The sequence below is a fragment of the Albimonas marina genome, from assembly GCF_029223255.1.
GTDB lineage: Bacteria > Pseudomonadota > Alphaproteobacteria > Rhodobacterales > Rhodobacteraceae > Albimonas.
In genome coordinates, this window is sequence record NZ_JARHUC010000005.1 from 367,163 (window position 1) to 383,444 (window position 16,282).

Annotated in this window: 13 protein-coding genes and 1 pseudogene; 8 read left to right on the forward strand and 6 right to left on the reverse strand. The window is 75.3% G+C overall.

The window, feature by feature from the left end; all coding sequences use genetic code 11:
* Nucleotides 1–165: 165 nt before the first annotated feature.
* The 5 genes from P2H44_RS16335 to P2H44_RS16355 are packed head-to-tail and all read left to right on the forward strand — an operon-like array spanning nt 166 to nt 5,398.
* Nucleotides 166–1,005: an ABC transporter permease gene (locus P2H44_RS16335; RefSeq protein ID WP_275765021.1), complete on the forward strand. Its 840-nt coding sequence runs from the start codon at nt 166–168 to the stop codon at nt 1,003–1,005.
* Complete coding sequence (locus P2H44_RS16340; protein ID WP_275765023.1) at nt 1,002–1,781, forward strand: ABC transporter permease; 780 nt, start codon at nt 1,002–1,004, stop codon at nt 1,779–1,781. The genes P2H44_RS16335 and P2H44_RS16340 overlap by 4 nt, the downstream gene beginning before the upstream one ends.
* On the forward strand, nt 1,774–2,736 hold the full coding sequence (locus tag P2H44_RS16345; RefSeq protein WP_275765024.1) for an ABC transporter ATP-binding protein: 963 nt from the start codon (nt 1,774–1,776) through the stop codon (nt 2,734–2,736). Before P2H44_RS16340 ends, P2H44_RS16345 begins: the two co-directional genes overlap by 8 nt.
* Nucleotides 2,736–3,647: a nucleoside hydrolase gene (locus P2H44_RS16350; RefSeq protein ID WP_275765025.1), complete on the forward strand. Its 912-nt coding sequence runs from the start codon at nt 2,736–2,738 to the stop codon at nt 3,645–3,647. Before P2H44_RS16345 ends, P2H44_RS16350 begins: the two co-directional genes overlap by 1 nt.
* Nucleotides 3,644–5,398, forward strand: a complete 1,755-nt coding sequence (locus tag P2H44_RS16355; RefSeq protein WP_275765026.1) for an adenine deaminase — start codon at nt 3,644–3,646, stop codon at nt 5,396–5,398. The genes P2H44_RS16350 and P2H44_RS16355 overlap by 4 nt, the downstream gene beginning before the upstream one ends.
* A gap of 161 nt (nt 5,399–5,559) precedes the next feature.
* On the opposite strand, the gene P2H44_RS16360 is transcribed toward P2H44_RS16355, so the two are convergent.
* Nucleotides 5,560–6,771: an amidohydrolase gene (locus P2H44_RS16360; RefSeq protein WP_275765028.1), complete on the reverse strand. Its 1,212-nt coding sequence runs from the start codon at nt 6,769–6,771 to the stop codon at nt 5,560–5,562.
* 72 nt (nt 6,772–6,843) lie between these two features.
* On the opposite strand from P2H44_RS16360, the gene P2H44_RS16365 reads away from it, so the two are divergent.
* Both P2H44_RS16365 and P2H44_RS16370 read left to right on the forward strand, forming a co-directional pair.
* Complete coding sequence (locus P2H44_RS16365) at nt 6,844–7,569, forward strand: phosphoribosyltransferase (RefSeq protein WP_275765030.1); 726 nt, start codon at nt 6,844–6,846, stop codon at nt 7,567–7,569.
* Nucleotides 7,566–8,513, forward strand: a complete 948-nt coding sequence (locus tag P2H44_RS16370) for a ribokinase (protein WP_275765031.1) — start codon at nt 7,566–7,568, stop codon at nt 8,511–8,513. Before P2H44_RS16365 ends, P2H44_RS16370 begins: the two co-directional genes overlap by 4 nt.
* 154 nt (nt 8,514–8,667) lie before the next feature.
* Here P2H44_RS16370 and P2H44_RS16375 read toward each other — a convergent pair.
* The 5 genes and pseudogenes from P2H44_RS16375 to P2H44_RS16395 all read right to left on the reverse strand — a co-directional run.
* Nucleotides 8,668–9,429: pseudogene (locus P2H44_RS16375) on the reverse strand (ATP-binding cassette domain-containing protein); the annotation flags it as partial.
* Between the two features lie 52 nt (nt 9,430–9,481).
* Nucleotides 9,482–10,558, reverse strand: a complete 1,077-nt coding sequence (locus tag P2H44_RS16380) for a FecCD family ABC transporter permease (protein WP_275765034.1) — start codon at nt 10,556–10,558, stop codon at nt 9,482–9,484.
* A complete protein-coding gene (locus tag P2H44_RS16385) occupies nt 10,555–11,445 on the reverse strand; it encodes a heme/hemin ABC transporter substrate-binding protein (RefSeq protein WP_275765035.1) in 891 nt (296 codons plus the stop codon). The genes P2H44_RS16380 and P2H44_RS16385 overlap by 4 nt, the downstream gene beginning before the upstream one ends.
* Complete coding sequence (locus tag P2H44_RS16390; RefSeq protein ID WP_275765036.1) at nt 11,442–12,518, reverse strand: hemin-degrading factor; 1,077 nt, start codon at nt 12,516–12,518, stop codon at nt 11,442–11,444. The genes P2H44_RS16385 and P2H44_RS16390 overlap by 4 nt, the downstream gene beginning before the upstream one ends.
* 157 nt (nt 12,519–12,675) lie before the next feature.
* Nucleotides 12,676–14,994 (reverse strand): TonB-dependent receptor domain-containing protein, encoded by a 2,319-nt coding sequence (locus tag P2H44_RS16395; protein ID WP_275765037.1) that lies wholly within the window; start codon nt 14,992–14,994, stop codon nt 12,676–12,678.
* A 362-nt stretch (nt 14,995–15,356) separates the two neighbouring features.
* Here P2H44_RS16395 and P2H44_RS16400 point away from each other — a divergent pair, with 362 nt between their 5' ends.
* Nucleotides 15,357–16,271, forward strand: a complete 915-nt coding sequence (locus P2H44_RS16400) for a calcium-binding protein (RefSeq protein ID WP_275765038.1) — start codon at nt 15,357–15,359, stop codon at nt 16,269–16,271.
* Nucleotides 16,272–16,282 lie beyond the last annotated feature (11 nt).

Consider the following 16,282-nt stretch of genomic DNA (forward strand, 5'->3'; position numbering starts at 1 on the left):
GGACGGGGCGCCCGGACCCGCCCGCGGCGGCGCATTGAAATGCGCCCTACGGAACCCGCCGCAGCGCATCGACATGCGCGCCCCGCGTAGGGCGCATTTCAATGCGCCGCCCCACAGGGCGCAGGCCCCTGCGCCGCCCCTCCGACGCCCCGCGAAAGGCCCCCGATGTTCTCCAGCCGCGCCGAAGGCCTGGCCCTGACCCTGCCCGCCGCGGTCTTCGCGGCGGCGCTGTTCCTGCTGCCGGTCGGCATCCTCCTGTCGGAGGCGTTCCGCACGCCCGAGGGCGGATGGACCCTGATGGGCTACTGGGAGTTCTTCTCCTCCCCCCGCAACCAGACCGTCTTCCTACGCTCGCTGAAGCTGGCGGCCGAGGTCACCGCGGTCGCCGCCGTGATCGGCTACGCCGCCGCCTATTCCATCGTCAGCCTGCCCAAGACCGCCCGCGGCCGCGTCTTCGGCCTGGTGATCCTGCCGCTGATGATCTCTCCCGTGGCGCGCACCTACGCCTGGCTGGTGATCCTGGGGCGCACCGGCTTCGTGAACGAGGCGCTGGTGGGGCTGGGCATCCTCGACAGCCCCCTGCGCATCCTCTTCACCGAGACCGCGGTCTTCATCGGCCTCCTGCAGCTGTTCCTGCCGCTGATGGTCATCGCCCTGGTCTCGGCGATGGAGAACATGCCCCGCGACGCGATCCCCGCCGCCCGCGTGCTGGGCGCCAACTGGGCGCAGGTCTTCGTGAAGGTGATCCTCCCCCTGACCCGCGAGGGGCTGGTGATCGGCGGCACGCTGGTCTTCACCGGCTCGCTCACGGCCTACATCACGCCCGCCATCCTCGGCGGCTCCAAGGTCCTGATGCTCGAGACCCTGCTCTACCAGCGCGTGACGGTCGCCAACGACTTCGTCTCCGCCTCCGTCATCGCCATGATCCTGATCGTGATGAGCTTTTCCGCGAACCTGCTGCTGAAGCGCATGGCCACCGCCCGCCGCTCGAGGGCCGCGTCATGAGCCCGCGCGTCGCCTCCTGGCTGGTGCTGGGCCTGGTCCTGACCTTCCTGATCGGGCCCTTCGTGATCATCATCCTGGCGGGGCTCTCGGCCGGGAACAGTCTCGCCTTCCCGCCGCAGGGGATCTCCCTGCAATGGTATCTGAAGGTCTTCACGATCGAGTCCTTCCAGGCCTCGTTCCTGATGTCGATGTTCCTGGCGGTCTTCGGCACGCTGGCCGCGCTGGTCCTCGGCATCCCCGCCGCCTACGGCATGAACCGCTACAAGGTGCCGGGGGCCGAGACCGTCCGCCTGATCGTCTCCGCGCCGATCATCGTGCCCGGGATCATCGTGGGCCTGGGCCTGCTGCGCTATCTCGTGATCCCCACCGGCCTGGGCATCACCGCGGCGCTGTTCCTGGCCCACACCGCGCTGATCCTGCCCTATGCCGTGCGCGTGGTCTCCGCCTCGCTCGAAAACCTTCGCACCGACATCGAGGAGGCGGCGGTCCTCCTCGGCTGCACCCGCTTCGGCGCCTTCCGCAAGGTGGTGCTGCCCAACATCCGCGGCGGCGTGCTGGCCGCCTTCATCCTGGGCTTCGTGACCTCGTTCAACCAGGTCCCCGTCAGCCTGTTCCTGTCGGGTCCCGGCGTGCGCACCCTGCCCGTCGACATGATCGCCTACATGGAGATCAACTACGACCCGTCGGTCGCCGCCCTCTCGGCCCTGCTGGCCTTCATGTCCGTCGCCATCGTCTTCGCGGCGGAGAAATTCCTGGGGTTCTCCAAGTATGTCTGACTTTCTCACCCTCCAGGACCTGACGCTGGCCTACGGCGGCACGGTCGCCGTCGACCGCCTGAACCTGTCGATCCGCCAAGGCGAGCTGATCGCCCTGCTGGGCCCCTCGGGCTGCGGCAAGACCACCACGATGCGCTCCATCGCCGGGCTTCTGACCCCGAAAAGCGGGACCATCCGCCTCGACGGCCGCGACATCACCCGCGTGGCGCCGTCGCGGCGCGAGGTCGGGCTGGTCTTCCAGTCGTACGCCCTCTTCCCCCACCTGACGGTCTTCGAGAACGTCGCCTTCGGCCTGCGCCTTCGCCGCGAGCCCGACCTCGCCGCCAAGGTCCAGGCCGGCCTCGCCACCGTCGGCCTGAGCGACTTCGCCGACCGCGCCCCCGCCGCCCTCTCCGGCGGCCAGCAGCAGCGCGTCGCCCTGGCGCGGTCGCTGGTGATGAACCCCAAGGTCCTGCTGCTGGACGAGCCCCTCTCCAACCTCGACGCCCGCCTGCGACTCGAAATGCGGCTCGAGCTTCAGCGGGTCCAGCGGGAGACCGGCGTCACGATGATCTTCGTCACCCACGACCAGTCCGAGGCCCTGGCGCTGGCCGACCGCATCGTGGTCATGCGCGACGGCGCCATCGAGCAGTTGGGCACGCCCGAGCAGATCTGGACCGCCCCCGCCTCCGCCTTCGTCGCCGACTTCGTGGGCTTCGAGACGATCCTCCCGGACCCCGAGACCGGCGGCGCCCTCGCCTGGCGCCCCGCCGCGGTGTCGCTGGGCGCCGGCCCCCATACCGGCACCGTCCGCGGCGTCTCCTTCGCCGGGGCCGCGCGCGAATACGTCCTCGACACCCCCCTGGGCATGGTGAAGGCCGAGACGCCGGCGACCGAGGCCCCCCTCCCCCCCGGCGCCACCGTCGCCTTCGACCTGCCGCGCGCAGCCGCCGCCCAGCTTCCGGGGCCCGTCTGATGGGCTTGTGGATCGACACAGACATGAGCGTGGACGACGTCTTCGCCATCCTGCTGCTCCAGACCGCCGGCGAGGAGATCGACGGCATCTCGCTGGGCTTCGGCGTCACCCCCCTGACGCAGGTCGCCCGCAACGCCGCCGGCGCCGCGCAGGCCTTCGGCTGGTCGATCCCCCTCCACGCCGGCGCCGAGCGCGCCATCCTCGGCGGGCAGGAGCACGCCACCCGCATCCTCGGCGAGACCGGCATCCGCACCCGCGGCCGGACCCTGCCCGAGGCCGCGCCCCCGCCCCTGCCCCCCTTCCTCCCGGCCCTGACCGCCTGGCTGGAGGCGCAGGAGCGCGCCACCGTCCTCGCCCTCGGCCCCCTCACGAACCTGGCCGTGCTGGCCCTCGCCCGCCCCGACCTCCTCCCCCGCATCGAGCGCATCGTCTGGATGGGCGGCGGCGTCACCTCCGGCAACCACACCGCCTCGGCCGAGTTCAACGCCATCGCCGACCCCGAGGCGCTGGCCATCCTGATCGCCCGCGGCGTCGCGATCCGCATGATCGACCTCGACGCCTGCCGCCGCGTGCAGATCGCCGAGGCCGACGTCACCGCCCTGCGCGCCGCCCCCGGCCCCAACGCCGACCTGCTGGCGGACCTGCTGGGCGGCTACCTCGACATCGCCCTGGAACGCGGCCGCGAGACCATGGCCCTCTACGACCCCGTCGCCGCCGCCGCCTACGCCCGCCCCGACCTGTTCCGCTTCCGCTCCGTGCGCCTCGACGCCGAACTGACCGGCCAGCACACCCGCGGCCGCACGGTGGTCGAGACCCGCCATCCCCACACCCACAACGCCGAGATCGCCGAGGACCTCGACGCCGCCGCCGTCAAATCCCTCTGCCTCACCGCCCTGGGGGCCGCCGCATGACCGAGCCCCGGGACCTGAACGACCCCGCCCTGCGCGACCGCGCCGTCGCCGCCGCCCGCGGCGACGCGCCCTTCGACCTGCTGATCCGCGGCGGCCTCGTCGCCGACGTCGCGATGCAGGAGGTCCGCCCCGCCGACATCGGCATCACCGGCCCCCTCATCGCCTCCGTCCACGCCCCCGGCGCCCGCACGGACGCGGCCGAGACGCTGGACGCCGCCGGCCTCACCATCGCCCCCGGCCTGATCGACGCGCACATGCATGTCGAGAGCTCGATGGTCACGCCGGCCGTCTACGCCGCCGCCGTCCTGCCCCGCGGCACCACCACCGTCGTCTGGGACCCGCACGAGTTCGGCAACGTCGCCGGCATACCCGGCGTCGACTGGGCGCTGGCCGAGGCCGCCCGCTCCCCCCTGCGCATCCTCCCCCTCGCGCCCTCCTGCGTCCCCTCCGCCCCCGGCTACGAGACCGCCGGCGCCGACTTCGGCCCGGCGGAGATCGAGGCCCTCCTCGCCCGCCCCGGCATCCACGGCCTCGCCGAGGTCATGGACATGGAGGCCGTCACCTCCCGCGCGCCCCGCATGCGCGGCATCGTCCAGGCCGGCCTCGCGTCGGGCAAACCCGTCTGCGGCCATGCCCGCGGCCTGACCGGCGCGGCGCTGCAGGCCTACGCCGCCGCCGGCGTGACCTCGGACCACGAGCTGACCTCCGCCGAGGACCTCCTGGAAAAGCTCCGCGCGGGCCTGTGGATCGAGCTTCGCGGCTCCCACCCCCACCTGCTGCCCGAGATCGCGCAGGCGCTGGCCGCGCTGCCCGCCTGCCCGCCCACGCTGACGCTCTGCACCGACGACGTCTTCCCCGACGACCTGCTGGAGACGGGCGGCCTCGACGCCCTGCTCCGCCGCCTGGTGGCCGAGGGCCTGCCGCCGCTCCGCGCCCTCCAGGCCGCCACCTTCAACGCCGCCCAGCGCCTGAACCGCCCCGACCTCGGCCTGGTGGCCCCCGGCCGCCGCGCCGACCTCGCCCTGTTCCGCGACCTGACGTCCTTCGAGGCCGCCCACGTCCTGCGCGACGGCCGCCCCCCGGCCGCCCCCGAGGCCGCCCCGCGCCCCGACTTCGGCGCCCCCAGCCTCCCCCGCTTCACCCCGGCGGACTTCGAGACCCCGGCCGCCGGCCCCAGCGCCCGCATCGCCGCCATCGACCGCCCCCGCTTCACCCAGTGGTCCGAGCGGGAGGTCCCGGTCGCCGACGGCCGCCTCGCGCCCCCGCCCGACGTGACCCGCATCGCGGTGATCCACCGGCACGGCCGGGCGCCCGCGACCCCGCGCGTCGGCTTCCTCACCAACTGGGGATCCTGGCGCGGCGCCTTCGCCACCACCGTCAGCCACGACAGCCACAACCTGACCGTCTTCGGCCACGACCCGCGCGACCTCGCCGCCGCCGCCAACGCGCTGATCGAAGCCGGAGGCGGCATGGCCGTCGCCCAGGGAGGCAAGGTCACCGCCCTCCTGCCCCTCCCCGTCGCGGGCCTCGTCTCCGACGCCCCGCTTGCGGAGGTCGCCAAGGCCTTCCGGCAGGTGCGCGAGGCGATGGACGCCGTGGTCGACTGGCAGCCGCCCTACCTGGTCTTCAAGGCCCTGGTCGGCGCCACGCTCGCCTGCAACGCCGGCCCCCACCAGACGGACATGGGCGTCGCGGACCCGCATGGCGGCCGCCTGCTGACCTCGCCGATCCTGGAAGACGGCCTGGCGTAGGGCGCGCCCGCCGCAAGAGGCCCCGGGTCAAGCCCGGGGCGCCCCCGGCCGGCCCACGCCGCGCCCCGCCGTCGACGGGGACGCAGGGCGGGGCGGTCGCGGCCGCGCAGCGGACGCGCCGGGGCGCCTGCGTCCCGGGCCGGAGTCCCGGACGCGAGGCCTCAGCCCAGCGCCTTCCGCGCCGCCTCCGCCCACCAGGCCACCCCGGTGGGGATCGCCTCGTCGCAGAAGTCGTAGCCGGTGTTGTGGTGCAGGGCCCCGTCGCGCGCAGGCCCGTTCCCCAGCCAGACGTAGCACCCCGGCGCCGCCTGCCCGAAGAAGGCGAAATCGTCCCCGGCGGTCGAAGGCGGGAAGGCCCGCCGCACGCCGCCCGTCCCCACGACCTCGGCCGCCGCCGCGGCCACCTCGGTCGCCGCCGGATCGTTCACCACCGGCGGGATGCGCCGGATGAACTCGTAGTCCGCGGCGATCCCGTAGGCCGCGGCCACCCCCGCCGCCAGCCGCCCGATCTCCGCCTCCAGCTGGTCGCGCACCTCCGGCGTATAGGCCCGCGCCGTGCCGCCGATCTTCACCTCGTCCGGGATCACGTTCAGCGCCCGCGGGTCCCCCGCCTGCACCGAGCAGGCCGAGACCACCGCCGGCTGCAGCGGGTCCACCACCCGGCCCACGATGCTCTGCAGCCCGCTCAGGAACGCCCCCAGCGCCGTCACCGGATCGCGCCCCAGGTGCGGCTTCGCCCCGTGGGTCCCCACGCCCCGCAGCGCGACCCGCCAGGAATCCGAGGACGCCAGCTGCGGCCCCGCCGCCACCGCCATCTCGTCGGGCGCGAGGCCGGGCATGTTGTGCAGGCCGAAGACCATGTCGCAGGGGAAGCGCTCGAACAGCCCCTCCTCGACCATCTTCTTCGCGCCGCCGCGGCCCTCCTCAGCGGGCTGGAAGATGAAGTGGACCGTGCCGGCGGGCGGATCGGCGGCCAGAAGCTCGGCCGCGCCCAGCAGCATCACCGTGTGCCCGTCATGCCCGCAAGCGTGCATCTTGCCTGGCTCGGTCGAGGCCCAGGGCCGCACGTCCGGCCCCACCGCCTCGGGCATCGCCAGCGCGTCCATGTCGGCGCGCAGCCCCACGGCGCGGGTGCCGCCCGGGCCCTTGGCGGCCCCCCGCAGCGTGCCCACCACGCCGGTCCCCGCGATCCCCTCGGTCACCTCCAGCCCCAGCGCCCGCAGCCGCTCGGCCACGATCGCGGCGGTGCGATGCTCCTCGAACCCCAGCTCGGGGTGGGCGTGCAGGTCGCGGCGCAGGGCGACGAGGTCGGCGAGCCGCTCGGGCGAGAGCGCGCGGGCCGGATCGGAGGCGGGGGGGAGTGGCTGGTCCATGGCCATGATGCTAAACCTGCGCGCCCGGCGGATGAAGGCCCCGGATGCGCAGATCTGGATGACGTGCCGCCCATGACCCCGCTCGACTTCTGGCAGGCGATCGAACCCGCCGACGCCGCCCTCTCGCCCCCCTGGCGCGACCGCTTCCCCGCCCGCCTGCCGGACGGGCGCATCCTGTTCCTGCCGATCCGGCCGCTGGCGGGCACGCGCAACGGCATCGCCTCGCTGATCCTCAACCAGGCGAGCTTCGCGGTGGAGGCGGCGCTGGCCGACGCGCTGGCCGAGCTCCTGCGCCCCTCGGAGCCCGAGATCGTGGCCGGCCTGCCCACCCTGGGCCTGCCGCTGGCCCGCGCGGTGGCCGAGCGGCTGGGCCACGCCCGCTACGCCCCCTTCGGCACCTCGCGCAAGTTCTGGTACGAGGAGGCGCTGTCCACGCCGCTCAGCTCGATCACCAGCCCGGGCGGCACGAAGCGCCTCTACATCGACCCGCGCCTGACGCCGCTGCTGAAGGGGCGACGGGTGGCGCTGATCGACGACGTGATCTCGTCGGGCGCCTCGATCGCCGCGGGCCTGCGCCTGCTGGCCGCCATCGAGGTCGAGCCCGTGGCCATCGGCTGCGCCATGCTCCAGACCGAGCGCTGGCGCGCCCCCCTCTCCGACGCATTCCCCTTCGCCCCCGGCCGCACCCACCGCGTCCTGACCACGCCCCTGCTGGCGCATGCGCCCGAGGGGGCCGAGGGCTGGATCCCCTCCCCCTCGCCCGAGCCGACCCCCATCGAGGAGACCCCCGCCCCGTGACCGCCGTCCCTTCCGCCCGCCAGGGCGTCGTCGCCGTGCTGGGCATCTTCGCCCGCGACATCACCTGCCTCGCCCCCCGCCAGCCGAAGATGGGCGAGACCCTGCTGGCCGACGGCGTCTACGAGGGGCCGGGGGGCAAGGGCTCGAACCAGGCGGTGGCCGCCGGGCGGCTGGGCGCGAAGGCGCGCCTGATCACCCGTCTCGGCCGCGACGCCGGCGCGGCGCTCGCCCGCGCCACCTGGGCCGAGGCCGGGGTCGAGCCCTTCGTGACCGAGTCCGCGACCCAGCCCACCGGCTCCGCCCTGATCCTGGTCGAGCGCGAGACCGGCCGGAACGCCATCGCGGTGCATCCCGGCGCGGCGGCCGAGCTCTCCCCCGCCGACGTCGAGGCCCATGCCGGCGCCATCGAGGGGGCGGCGGCGTTCCTCACCCAGCTCGAGCAGCCCCTCCCCGCCGCCCGGCGGGCGCTGGAGATCGCGCGGGCCGCGGGCACGGCCACGATCCTCAACCCCGCCCCCGCCGCGCATCTGCCCGCCGAGCTGCTGGCGCTGTGCGACCACCTCACCCCCAACGAGCCGGAGGCCGAGGCGCTGACCGGCCTCTCGGTCGCGAGCGAGGAGGACGCCCGCGCCGCCGCCCGCGCCCTGCGGGCGATGGGCGTGGGCACGGTGGTGCTGACGATGGGCGGGCGCGGGGCGCTGCTGTGCGACGCCTCGGGCGAGCATCGCCTGCCCGCGCTCGGCCGCGGGCCGGTGGTGGACACGGTCGGGGCCGGCGACGTCTTCGCCGGCGCCTACGCCACCGCGCTGGCCGAGGGGCGTTCGCCGCGCGAGGCGGTGCGCTTCGCCAACGCCGCCGCCGGCATCTCCGTCACCCGCCCCGGCGCCGCCGCCTCCGCCCCCTGGCGCGCCGAGGTCGAGGAAGCGCTGGCCGGCGCAAGCTGACCCACCGCCGACCGCGCCCGTCCGCGCCGCCGACCGCCCCAAGGCCCTGTGGGCGCCCCGTGCTCGACCCCGGGCCTCCTGCGCCGGAATTCCGGGCCATGGTTGGGGGGCCGGGCGCGACGCCGCCCGCCGGCCCCGGCCGAGTTGACAGCTGTCAACTCGCTCCCAGCCCGCGGCCCGTCGCCAGCGCCGTGAAGTCCGGCGCGATGGCGGTTCCGCCCCGCGGGCCGACGCCGACCGCGATGGGCAGGCCGTAGACCTCGCCCAGACGCTCGGCGATCAGCACCTCGGCGGGCGGGCCCACGGCGATCAGCCGCCCGCCCGCCAGCAGCGCCACCCGGTCGGCGAAGGCGGCGGCGAGGTTGAGGTCGTGCAGCACCGCCAGCACCCCGGTCCCCGCGTCCCGCACCCGGCGCGCGGCCTGCATCGCCTCCGCCTGGCGGGCGAGGTCGAGGCTCGCCGTCGGCTCGTCCAGCAGCAGGTAGCGCCCGCCTTGCACCGGGTCCTCGGCCCGCCCGCAGGCGATCTGCACCAGCGCGCGCGCCAGGTGCGCCCGCGCCCGCTCGCCCCCCGAGAGCGCCGTGGCGGGGCGCCCGGCGAGCGCCGCGAGCCCCGTCGCCGCCAGCGCCCGCTCGACCATCGCCGCGGCCTCCGCCGGCCGGGGACGGCGCGACACGAGCCCCAGCGCCGCCAGCTCCCGCGCGGTGAAGGGCGCGGCGAGGGCCGGCGCCTGCTCCAGCACCGCCCGGCGCACGGCCAGCGCGTGGGGCGAGAGGGCGGCGGCCGGGGCGCCGTCGAGGCGCACCTCGCCCCCCGCGGGCGTCAGATCGCCGGCGAGCGCGGCGAGCAGCGTCGACTTCCCCGCGCCGTTGGGTCCGCACACGGCCAGCACCTCGCCGGGAGCGAGCGCCAGCGAGACGCGCGACAGCGTCTCCCGCGCGCCGCGGCGGACGGTGAGGGAGACGGCCTCAAGCATCGGACCTCCGCAGGCGGGACATCAGCAGCCACAGGAAGAACGGCCCGCCGATCAGCGAGGTGGCGATGCCGATGGGCGGCTCGGCCGGGGGCACGGCGGTGCGCACGGCGAGATCGGCGGCCAGCGTCAGGGCGACGCCGGCCAGCGTCGCCGCGGGCAGCACGAGGCGATGGCCCGGCCCGACCAGCAGCCGCGCCAGGTGCGGCGCGCAGAGGCCGATGAACCCGATCGGCCCCGCGAAGGCGGTGACGGCCCCCACCGCCAGCGCCGACCAGGCGGCGGCGGCGAACTTGGCGCGCTCGACGTCGAGGCCCGCGTGGAAGGCCGCCCGCTCGCCCAGCTGCAGCAGGTCCAGCGCCCGGCCCATGCGCATCAGGGCGAGCCCCGCGGCCAGGGCCGCGCCGCCGGCCAGGGCGACCGCCGCGGGGCTCGCCGCGCCGAGGCCGCCCATGGTCCAGAAGGTCAGCTCGCGCAGCTGCTGGTCGTCGGCGGCGAAGATCATCGCGCCCACGCCCGCCATGGCGATGGCGTTGGCGGCGACGCCCGCGAGGATCAGCGTGGCGACCGAGGTCTCGCCCGCCCGCCGGGAGACGCCGAAGACGAAGGCGGTGACGGCGGCGGCGCCCAGGAAGGCCGCGGCCGGCAGCAGCCACAGGCCCAGCGCCGCGGGCAGCGCGGCGACCGCGCCGCCCCCGAAGACGATCACCGCCACCGCCCCGACCGAGGCGCCCCCCGCCACGCCGATCAGCTGCGGATCGGCCAACGGGTTGCGCAGCACGCCCTGCAGCGCGGTCCCGGCCAGCGCCAGCCCCGCGCCCACCGCCAGGCCCAGCGCCGCGCGCGGCGCCCGGATCTGGAGGAGGATCGCCTCGGTCGCGCGGTCGGCCTCGCCGCGCAGGGTCGCGACGATGTCCGACAGGGGGATGTGGACGGGGCCGTAGATCAGCTCGGCCAGCAGCGCGGCGGCCGCGGCCAGCGCCAGCGCCGCGAGGGCCAGCGCCGGACGCAGCTCCGCCCAGGCGGCGCCGGAGGCCGCGCGGGCCTCGCTCCCGGCGCCGGCGAGGCTCACCCGTCGCCCTCCAGCACGATCCCCGCGCCGGGGTGCAGGGCGCGGGCCAGCTCGGCGATGGCCTCGGGCGTGCGGGGGCCGAGGCCCAGCAGCTTCAGCCCGTCCATCGCCAGCAGCCGCCCGGCGGCGCCGGCGGGTGTGGCCGCGATCTCGGGCCGTGAGAGCAGCGCCTCGCGCCCGCCCATCATGCCCAGGGCGTGGTCGGGAACCAGCAACGCCTCGGGCGCCGCGGCGATGGCGGCCTCGGCCGAGAGCGGGCGATAGCCCGCGTAGCCCGTCACCGCGTTGCGCCCGCGGGCGAGCCCCACGATCGCGTCCGCCGCGGTCCCGGTCCCCGAGACCAGCGGCGCGCCGCGCCCCGCCGCCAGCAGGATCATCACCGAGGGGCGCGTCTCGACCCCCGACAGCGCGTCCTCGAGCGCGGCCATGCGGGCGCGGAACGCCCCGGCCAGCGCCTCGGCCTCGCGCCCCAGCGCCCGGCCCATGAAGGCGATCTTGGCGGGGATCACCGAGACGTCCTTGCCCTCGGGCGCGATCTCGACCCGCACGCCGGCGGCCCGCAGACGCTCCAGCGTCGGCGGCGGGCCGGCGTCGGCCGAGGCGATCACCGCGTCGGGCGCCAGCGCCAGGATCCCCTCGGGCGCGAGCTGGCGCAGGTAGCCGATCTTGGGCAGCGGGCCCGTCGCCTCGGGGAACATCGAGGTGGTGTCGACGGCGACGATCCGCTCGCCCGCGCCCAGGGCGAAGGCGATCTCGGTCAGGTCGCCGCCGGCGATCACCAGCCGGTCGGGGGCGTGCGCCGCGGCGCTCCGCCCCAGCGCCAGGGACAGCGCGCCGCCCGCGCCCAGCGCGAGCCAGGCGCGGCGGGAGAGGGCGGCGGCGCTCATGCGGGCTCCCCTTCCAGCTCGGCCAGCAGGGCGCGCCAGTCCTCGCGCTCGGGCTGGCCGGGCTTGCGCTCCCCGAAGAGCTGCACGAAGCAGACCCCGTCCTTGTCGAACAGCTCCAAGGAGGTGACGTCGCCGGTGTCGCCGGGCTTGCGCACGATCCAGGCCGAGGCGATGCGGTCCTCGCGCAGGTGCAGGTTGAAGCGCGGGTCCAGCACGTTCAGCCACGGGCCCATCACCTTGATCGTCTTCACCGGGCCGGTGTGGATCTGCACGCAGCCGCGGTTGAAGGCGAAGACCATGATCGGCTGGCCGGTGGCCGAGGCGCGCTCGAACACGCGGCGGCAGGCGTCGAGGGGGACGGGGCGCGCCCAGTCCTCCCCCGCCAGGCGCATCGCCTGCTCGCGCGCGACGTCATGGGCGCGCAGCATGCCGAAGAACTCGTGCGTGTCCTTCATCGCGGCCCAGTCGGCGCGCAGGGCCGCGACGTCGATCTCGGCGTCCGGGCGCGGGGCCTTCGCGGGCGGGATCGGGGCGAACTCGGCCGCGGGGGCGTCGTCCTCGGCGAAGCGCTCGATCAGGGCGGTGAAGGCCGCGGCGTCGGTGGCCTTGGTCTCGTAGATCTTGTGCATCGCCTCGCCGGCGGCGTCGAAGAACTGAAGCGAGCGGCGCGGGCCCGAGCGGGTCAGCTCCTGCACCGCGTAGGCGTATCTCCAGTTGAACAGGAACAGGCGCAGGTCGATCTCGCCCAGGAACAGGCCCACCGGCCCCTCGATCTCGGGGGCGAGGTACTGCCCGTGCTTCTCGTGCACGCAGTGGTCGGAGCGGGTCAGCGCCATCACCTCCCCCACCCCGCCGACCGCGATCAGCAGGTCGCGGAAGGCGCCCTTGTGGTCGCCGCGCGCGAGGCGGCGGGTCTCGCCGGTGGCGCGGCGGGCCTCCGACAGGGCCGCCTCGGGCACGCCCAGCCGGTCGGCCAGGTCGCGGGCCCGCGGCGGCGGGGCGTCGTCGGAAGGGGCGGGGATCGCGGCGAGAATCGCGGCGAAGTCGAGCGGCGTCGCGGCCAGGTCGGTCAAGGCAGCCTCCGCGCGCCGCAAAGGGCGCGTCCAGTCCAGCGGTGAAGGGAGTGCGCGGGGACCTGGCGGAGGCTGGGGTCGCACGTCTGTTTCAGGAATTCCCGGAATCGGCCGGCGGCGTCAAGCGCGCCGCGCCGGGACGTCGCCGGAGCGCGCATCAGAACCGCGCCTCGAGCGCGAGCGCGAAGGTCCGCCCCGGCGCGGGATAGGCGGTGGAGCCGCGGGGATCCACGTAGGCCTGGTCGGTGAGGTTCGTGGCCGACAGGCGCACCCCCACCCGATCCGTCAGGGCGAGCGTCGCCCAGGCGTCGAGGGTGACGAACCCGTCGAGCCTGTAGCTCGACAGGCTGTCGGTCGAGTCGCCCGCGAAGCGCAGCCTCAGCCCCGTAGCCAGCCGGTCGTCCAGCAGCCGCGCGCGCCCGGTGAGGCTCGCCTGCCAGGAGGGGGCGGAGGACGGGGCGCGCGTGACCGCCACCGGGTCGGGGACGCCGTTCCAGGGACGCTGGTCGATGGTCCCGTCCACGTTCACGTCCAGCGTCTCCAGCGCCAGGGCGAGGTCGAAGCGGTCGACGGCGTAGGCCGCCTCCAGCTCCGCGCCGCGGAAGCGGGTGGTCCCGTCGACGTTCACGTAGGCGATGAAGGGCAGCTCGTCCGTCCCCCCGCCCGGGCGTCCGTAGACGGTGGCCGAGGTCACGTAGTCCGAGACCTGGCGCGCGTAGACGCTGGCGCGCAGGCTGAACGCGTCGTCGGGGCGCAGCAGGGCGTGACGCTCGAACCCCGCCCCCGCCTCGATCATGCGGGAGCGTTCGGGCCGCAGGTTCGGGTTGGGGGCGAAGAACAGGTCGAAGCCGATGTGGCTGCCGCCGAAGACCGCCTCCGACAGGGTGGGCGGGCGCCAGCCCTCGGAATAGTCCACGAACAGCTCCCACCCCGGCGCCGGCAGCACCGAGACGCCGGCCGAGGGCAGCAGCGCCCAGTCCGACTGGTCGACGGGCAGGTCGACGTAGCCCCCGCTGCGCGTGCCCCCCAGGGTGGAGCGGGCATAGACGCTCGCCGTCCCGTCGAGCGCATAGCCGTCGAGGCGCAGCCCCCCCCGCAGGCGCAGCCAGTCGCGGGGCGCGAGCTCGGCCTGGGCGAAGATGCCCCCCACCTGCCGGTCGCCTGCGGGGTTGGCGCCGCCGAACCAGGCGTCGTCGGGATCGTCGGTGGGATCGGCGCCGACCGAGACGGTGGAGGTCGCGTCCCCGAACCCCTCCGCCCCGAAGGTCAGGGCCAGGGCGCCGGCGCGCGTGTCCAACTCCAGCCGGTCCTCGACCGAGGCCCCGAAGGTGTCGAGCGCGTAGTCGAGCGCGAAGGCCCCGTAGCTCGCCCGCGCCTCGCGGTCCTGCGTGTTCTCGACCCCGTTCCAGTAGACCGAGGCGGTCACGTCGTGGCGGGAGTTCAGGGGCGCCCAGTCGAGCCGCGCCACCGCGGTGCGGTTGGCGGTGTCCTGGTCGTCCACCGCCGACCCGGTACCGGTCTGGAACTGGGCGCGGTAGTCGAGATAGCTCAGCGTCAGCTCCGCCGAGGGGCTGAGCGAGACCACGGCCTTGGCCAGCACCGAGAGCTCGTCGGAGCCGGTCAGCGCCACCGGCGTCGCATCGGGCACGACCGAGGTGTCGGAGGCCCTCACCACCCCCGCCTGCCCGATGGCGTAGTCGCCGAGCTCCCTGCGCGAGAGCGCGAGCAGGGCCGAGACCCGCTCCGACGGGCGGAAGGCGGCGGCGGCGTAGCCGTTGAAGCGATAGGCGTTGTCGCCGAGCTCGATCTTGCCCTGGGCGCCCAGGCGCTCCCCGGGTTCGAGCACGTCGAGCGGGGCCAGCGTGCGGAAGCCCACCGAGCCCGCCAGCGAGCCCGCCCCGCCCACGCCCGCGACCACGGACTTGTCGACCTCGATCTCCCGCAGGAGGTTCGCGTCGACATAGGTCAGCGAGGCCGAGCCGTGGCCCGACTGCTGGAAGTTCTGGCGGGCGCCGTCGATGGTGGTGGTCACCCGGCCCCGGTCGCGCAGGCCGCGCACCTCGACGGTCAGGCCGGGGTTGCGGCGGTCGTCCACCGCGTTGACGCCGGGCGTGGCGGCGAAGGCGTCCCCGACCGAGCGCATCGGCGTGCGCTCCAGCGCCTCGCGCCCGATCTCGGCGCGAGGTTGAGCGGAGGGCGGCGCGGTCGCGGCCTGCACGTCGATGGCGCGCAGCAGCACGGCCTCGTCCCCCATGGGGGCGGCCAGGGTCTCGTCGCCTGTGGGGGCGGCCGGTTCATCGTCGTCGGCAGGGTTGTCGCCGATCAGCACCGGCGCGGGCGTCTCGGAGGCGGCGGCATCCTCGACGCGGACGGGCGCGTCGGCGGCGAGGTCCTGCGCGGCGGCGCCGGCGGCCAGCGCCATCAGCACGGCGGGCGCCATGGCCACGGCCGGCGCCGTTCGGAAATGTCTGGTCATGGGTCCACCCGGATCGAAGCGTCTGCCTCTCCGGTCGCGGCCTCCGGGCGCGGTCGTCCCGCGCGCCGGCCGCCCGGATGGGTGGATCGGCGGGCCGCCCACCGGCCCGCTCGCCCCTTATCCGACCGTTTTTCCCGGGTTTCAACCGGGGGCGCGCGATTCTTGACTCTTTTCCTGGGTCATCTAGGATCGCGCGCGTCGCCAGGCCCCGGCCCGGGCGCGGCGGAGGGCCCCTGCGGGGCCTCGCGGCCCGGGCGTCCCAGCTTCCCCCCATCCGCGCGCGACCGCGCAGGCCGAGGCCCGGCCCGCGGTCCGCCCCTTGAACGCCGCCTGCGCCCCGATGCGCGGGCGCCGGAGGCCCCATGACCGTCAAGATCATCTCCCGCTCCGCGTCCGAGACGAATTTCGCCCGCTATCTCGACGCCTTCGATTCCGACTTCGCGCTGATGGGCTTCGGGGAGTTCTCCGACGACGATTCGGGCGACTACGCCGGCTCCGAGTCGGCGGTGACCGACACGCCCTCGGCCGCGGACCAGGGCTTCGTGGTGCGGGGCGACCTGAGCTACGACATCACCACCCACCGGCTGGGCGGGACGATCGACCAGGTGATCTTCGGCAACGGCGTCGCCAAGGACTCGGGCGACGGGGCGCTGTCGATCGACGCCGACTTCCAGATCCGCTTCGGCCGGACCATCGCGGACGAGGACCTGGCGCGGTCGATCCTCGTGGACCTGATGGGCTTCGACGAGGACGGCGACGGGGAGGCGACCTCGGCCCTGCGCGACTACCTCTCGGGCGAGAAGATCGTCTTCGTCGGCAAGGGCGGCCGCGACGTGTTCGAGGGCGGCCGCAAGGACGACGTGCTCAAGGGCGGCGGCGGGAACGACACGCTCTCGGGCGGACGCGGCGACGACGTGCTGAAGGGCGGCGGGGGGAACGACGTGCTGGACGGCGGGCCGGGAGACGACCGGCTGGTGGGGGGCAAGGGGCGCGACGTGCTCTCCGGCGGCGCCGGCAAGGACGTGCTGATCGGCGGGCCCGGCAAGGACCGGTTCGACTTCGCCGACGGCCGCTTCGGCAAGGAGATCGTGAAGGATTTCCAGATCGGCAAGGACAAGGCGGTGTTCGACGCGGACGCCTACGCCGATTTCTCCGCGCTGATGGAGGACGCCCGCCAGACGGGCGGCCACGTCGTGATCGCCACGGACGACGGCCTGGTGAAGCTGATCGACACGGACCTCGACGACCTGTCGGTCTCGGACTTCCTGTTCGCCTGACGAAGGGGCCG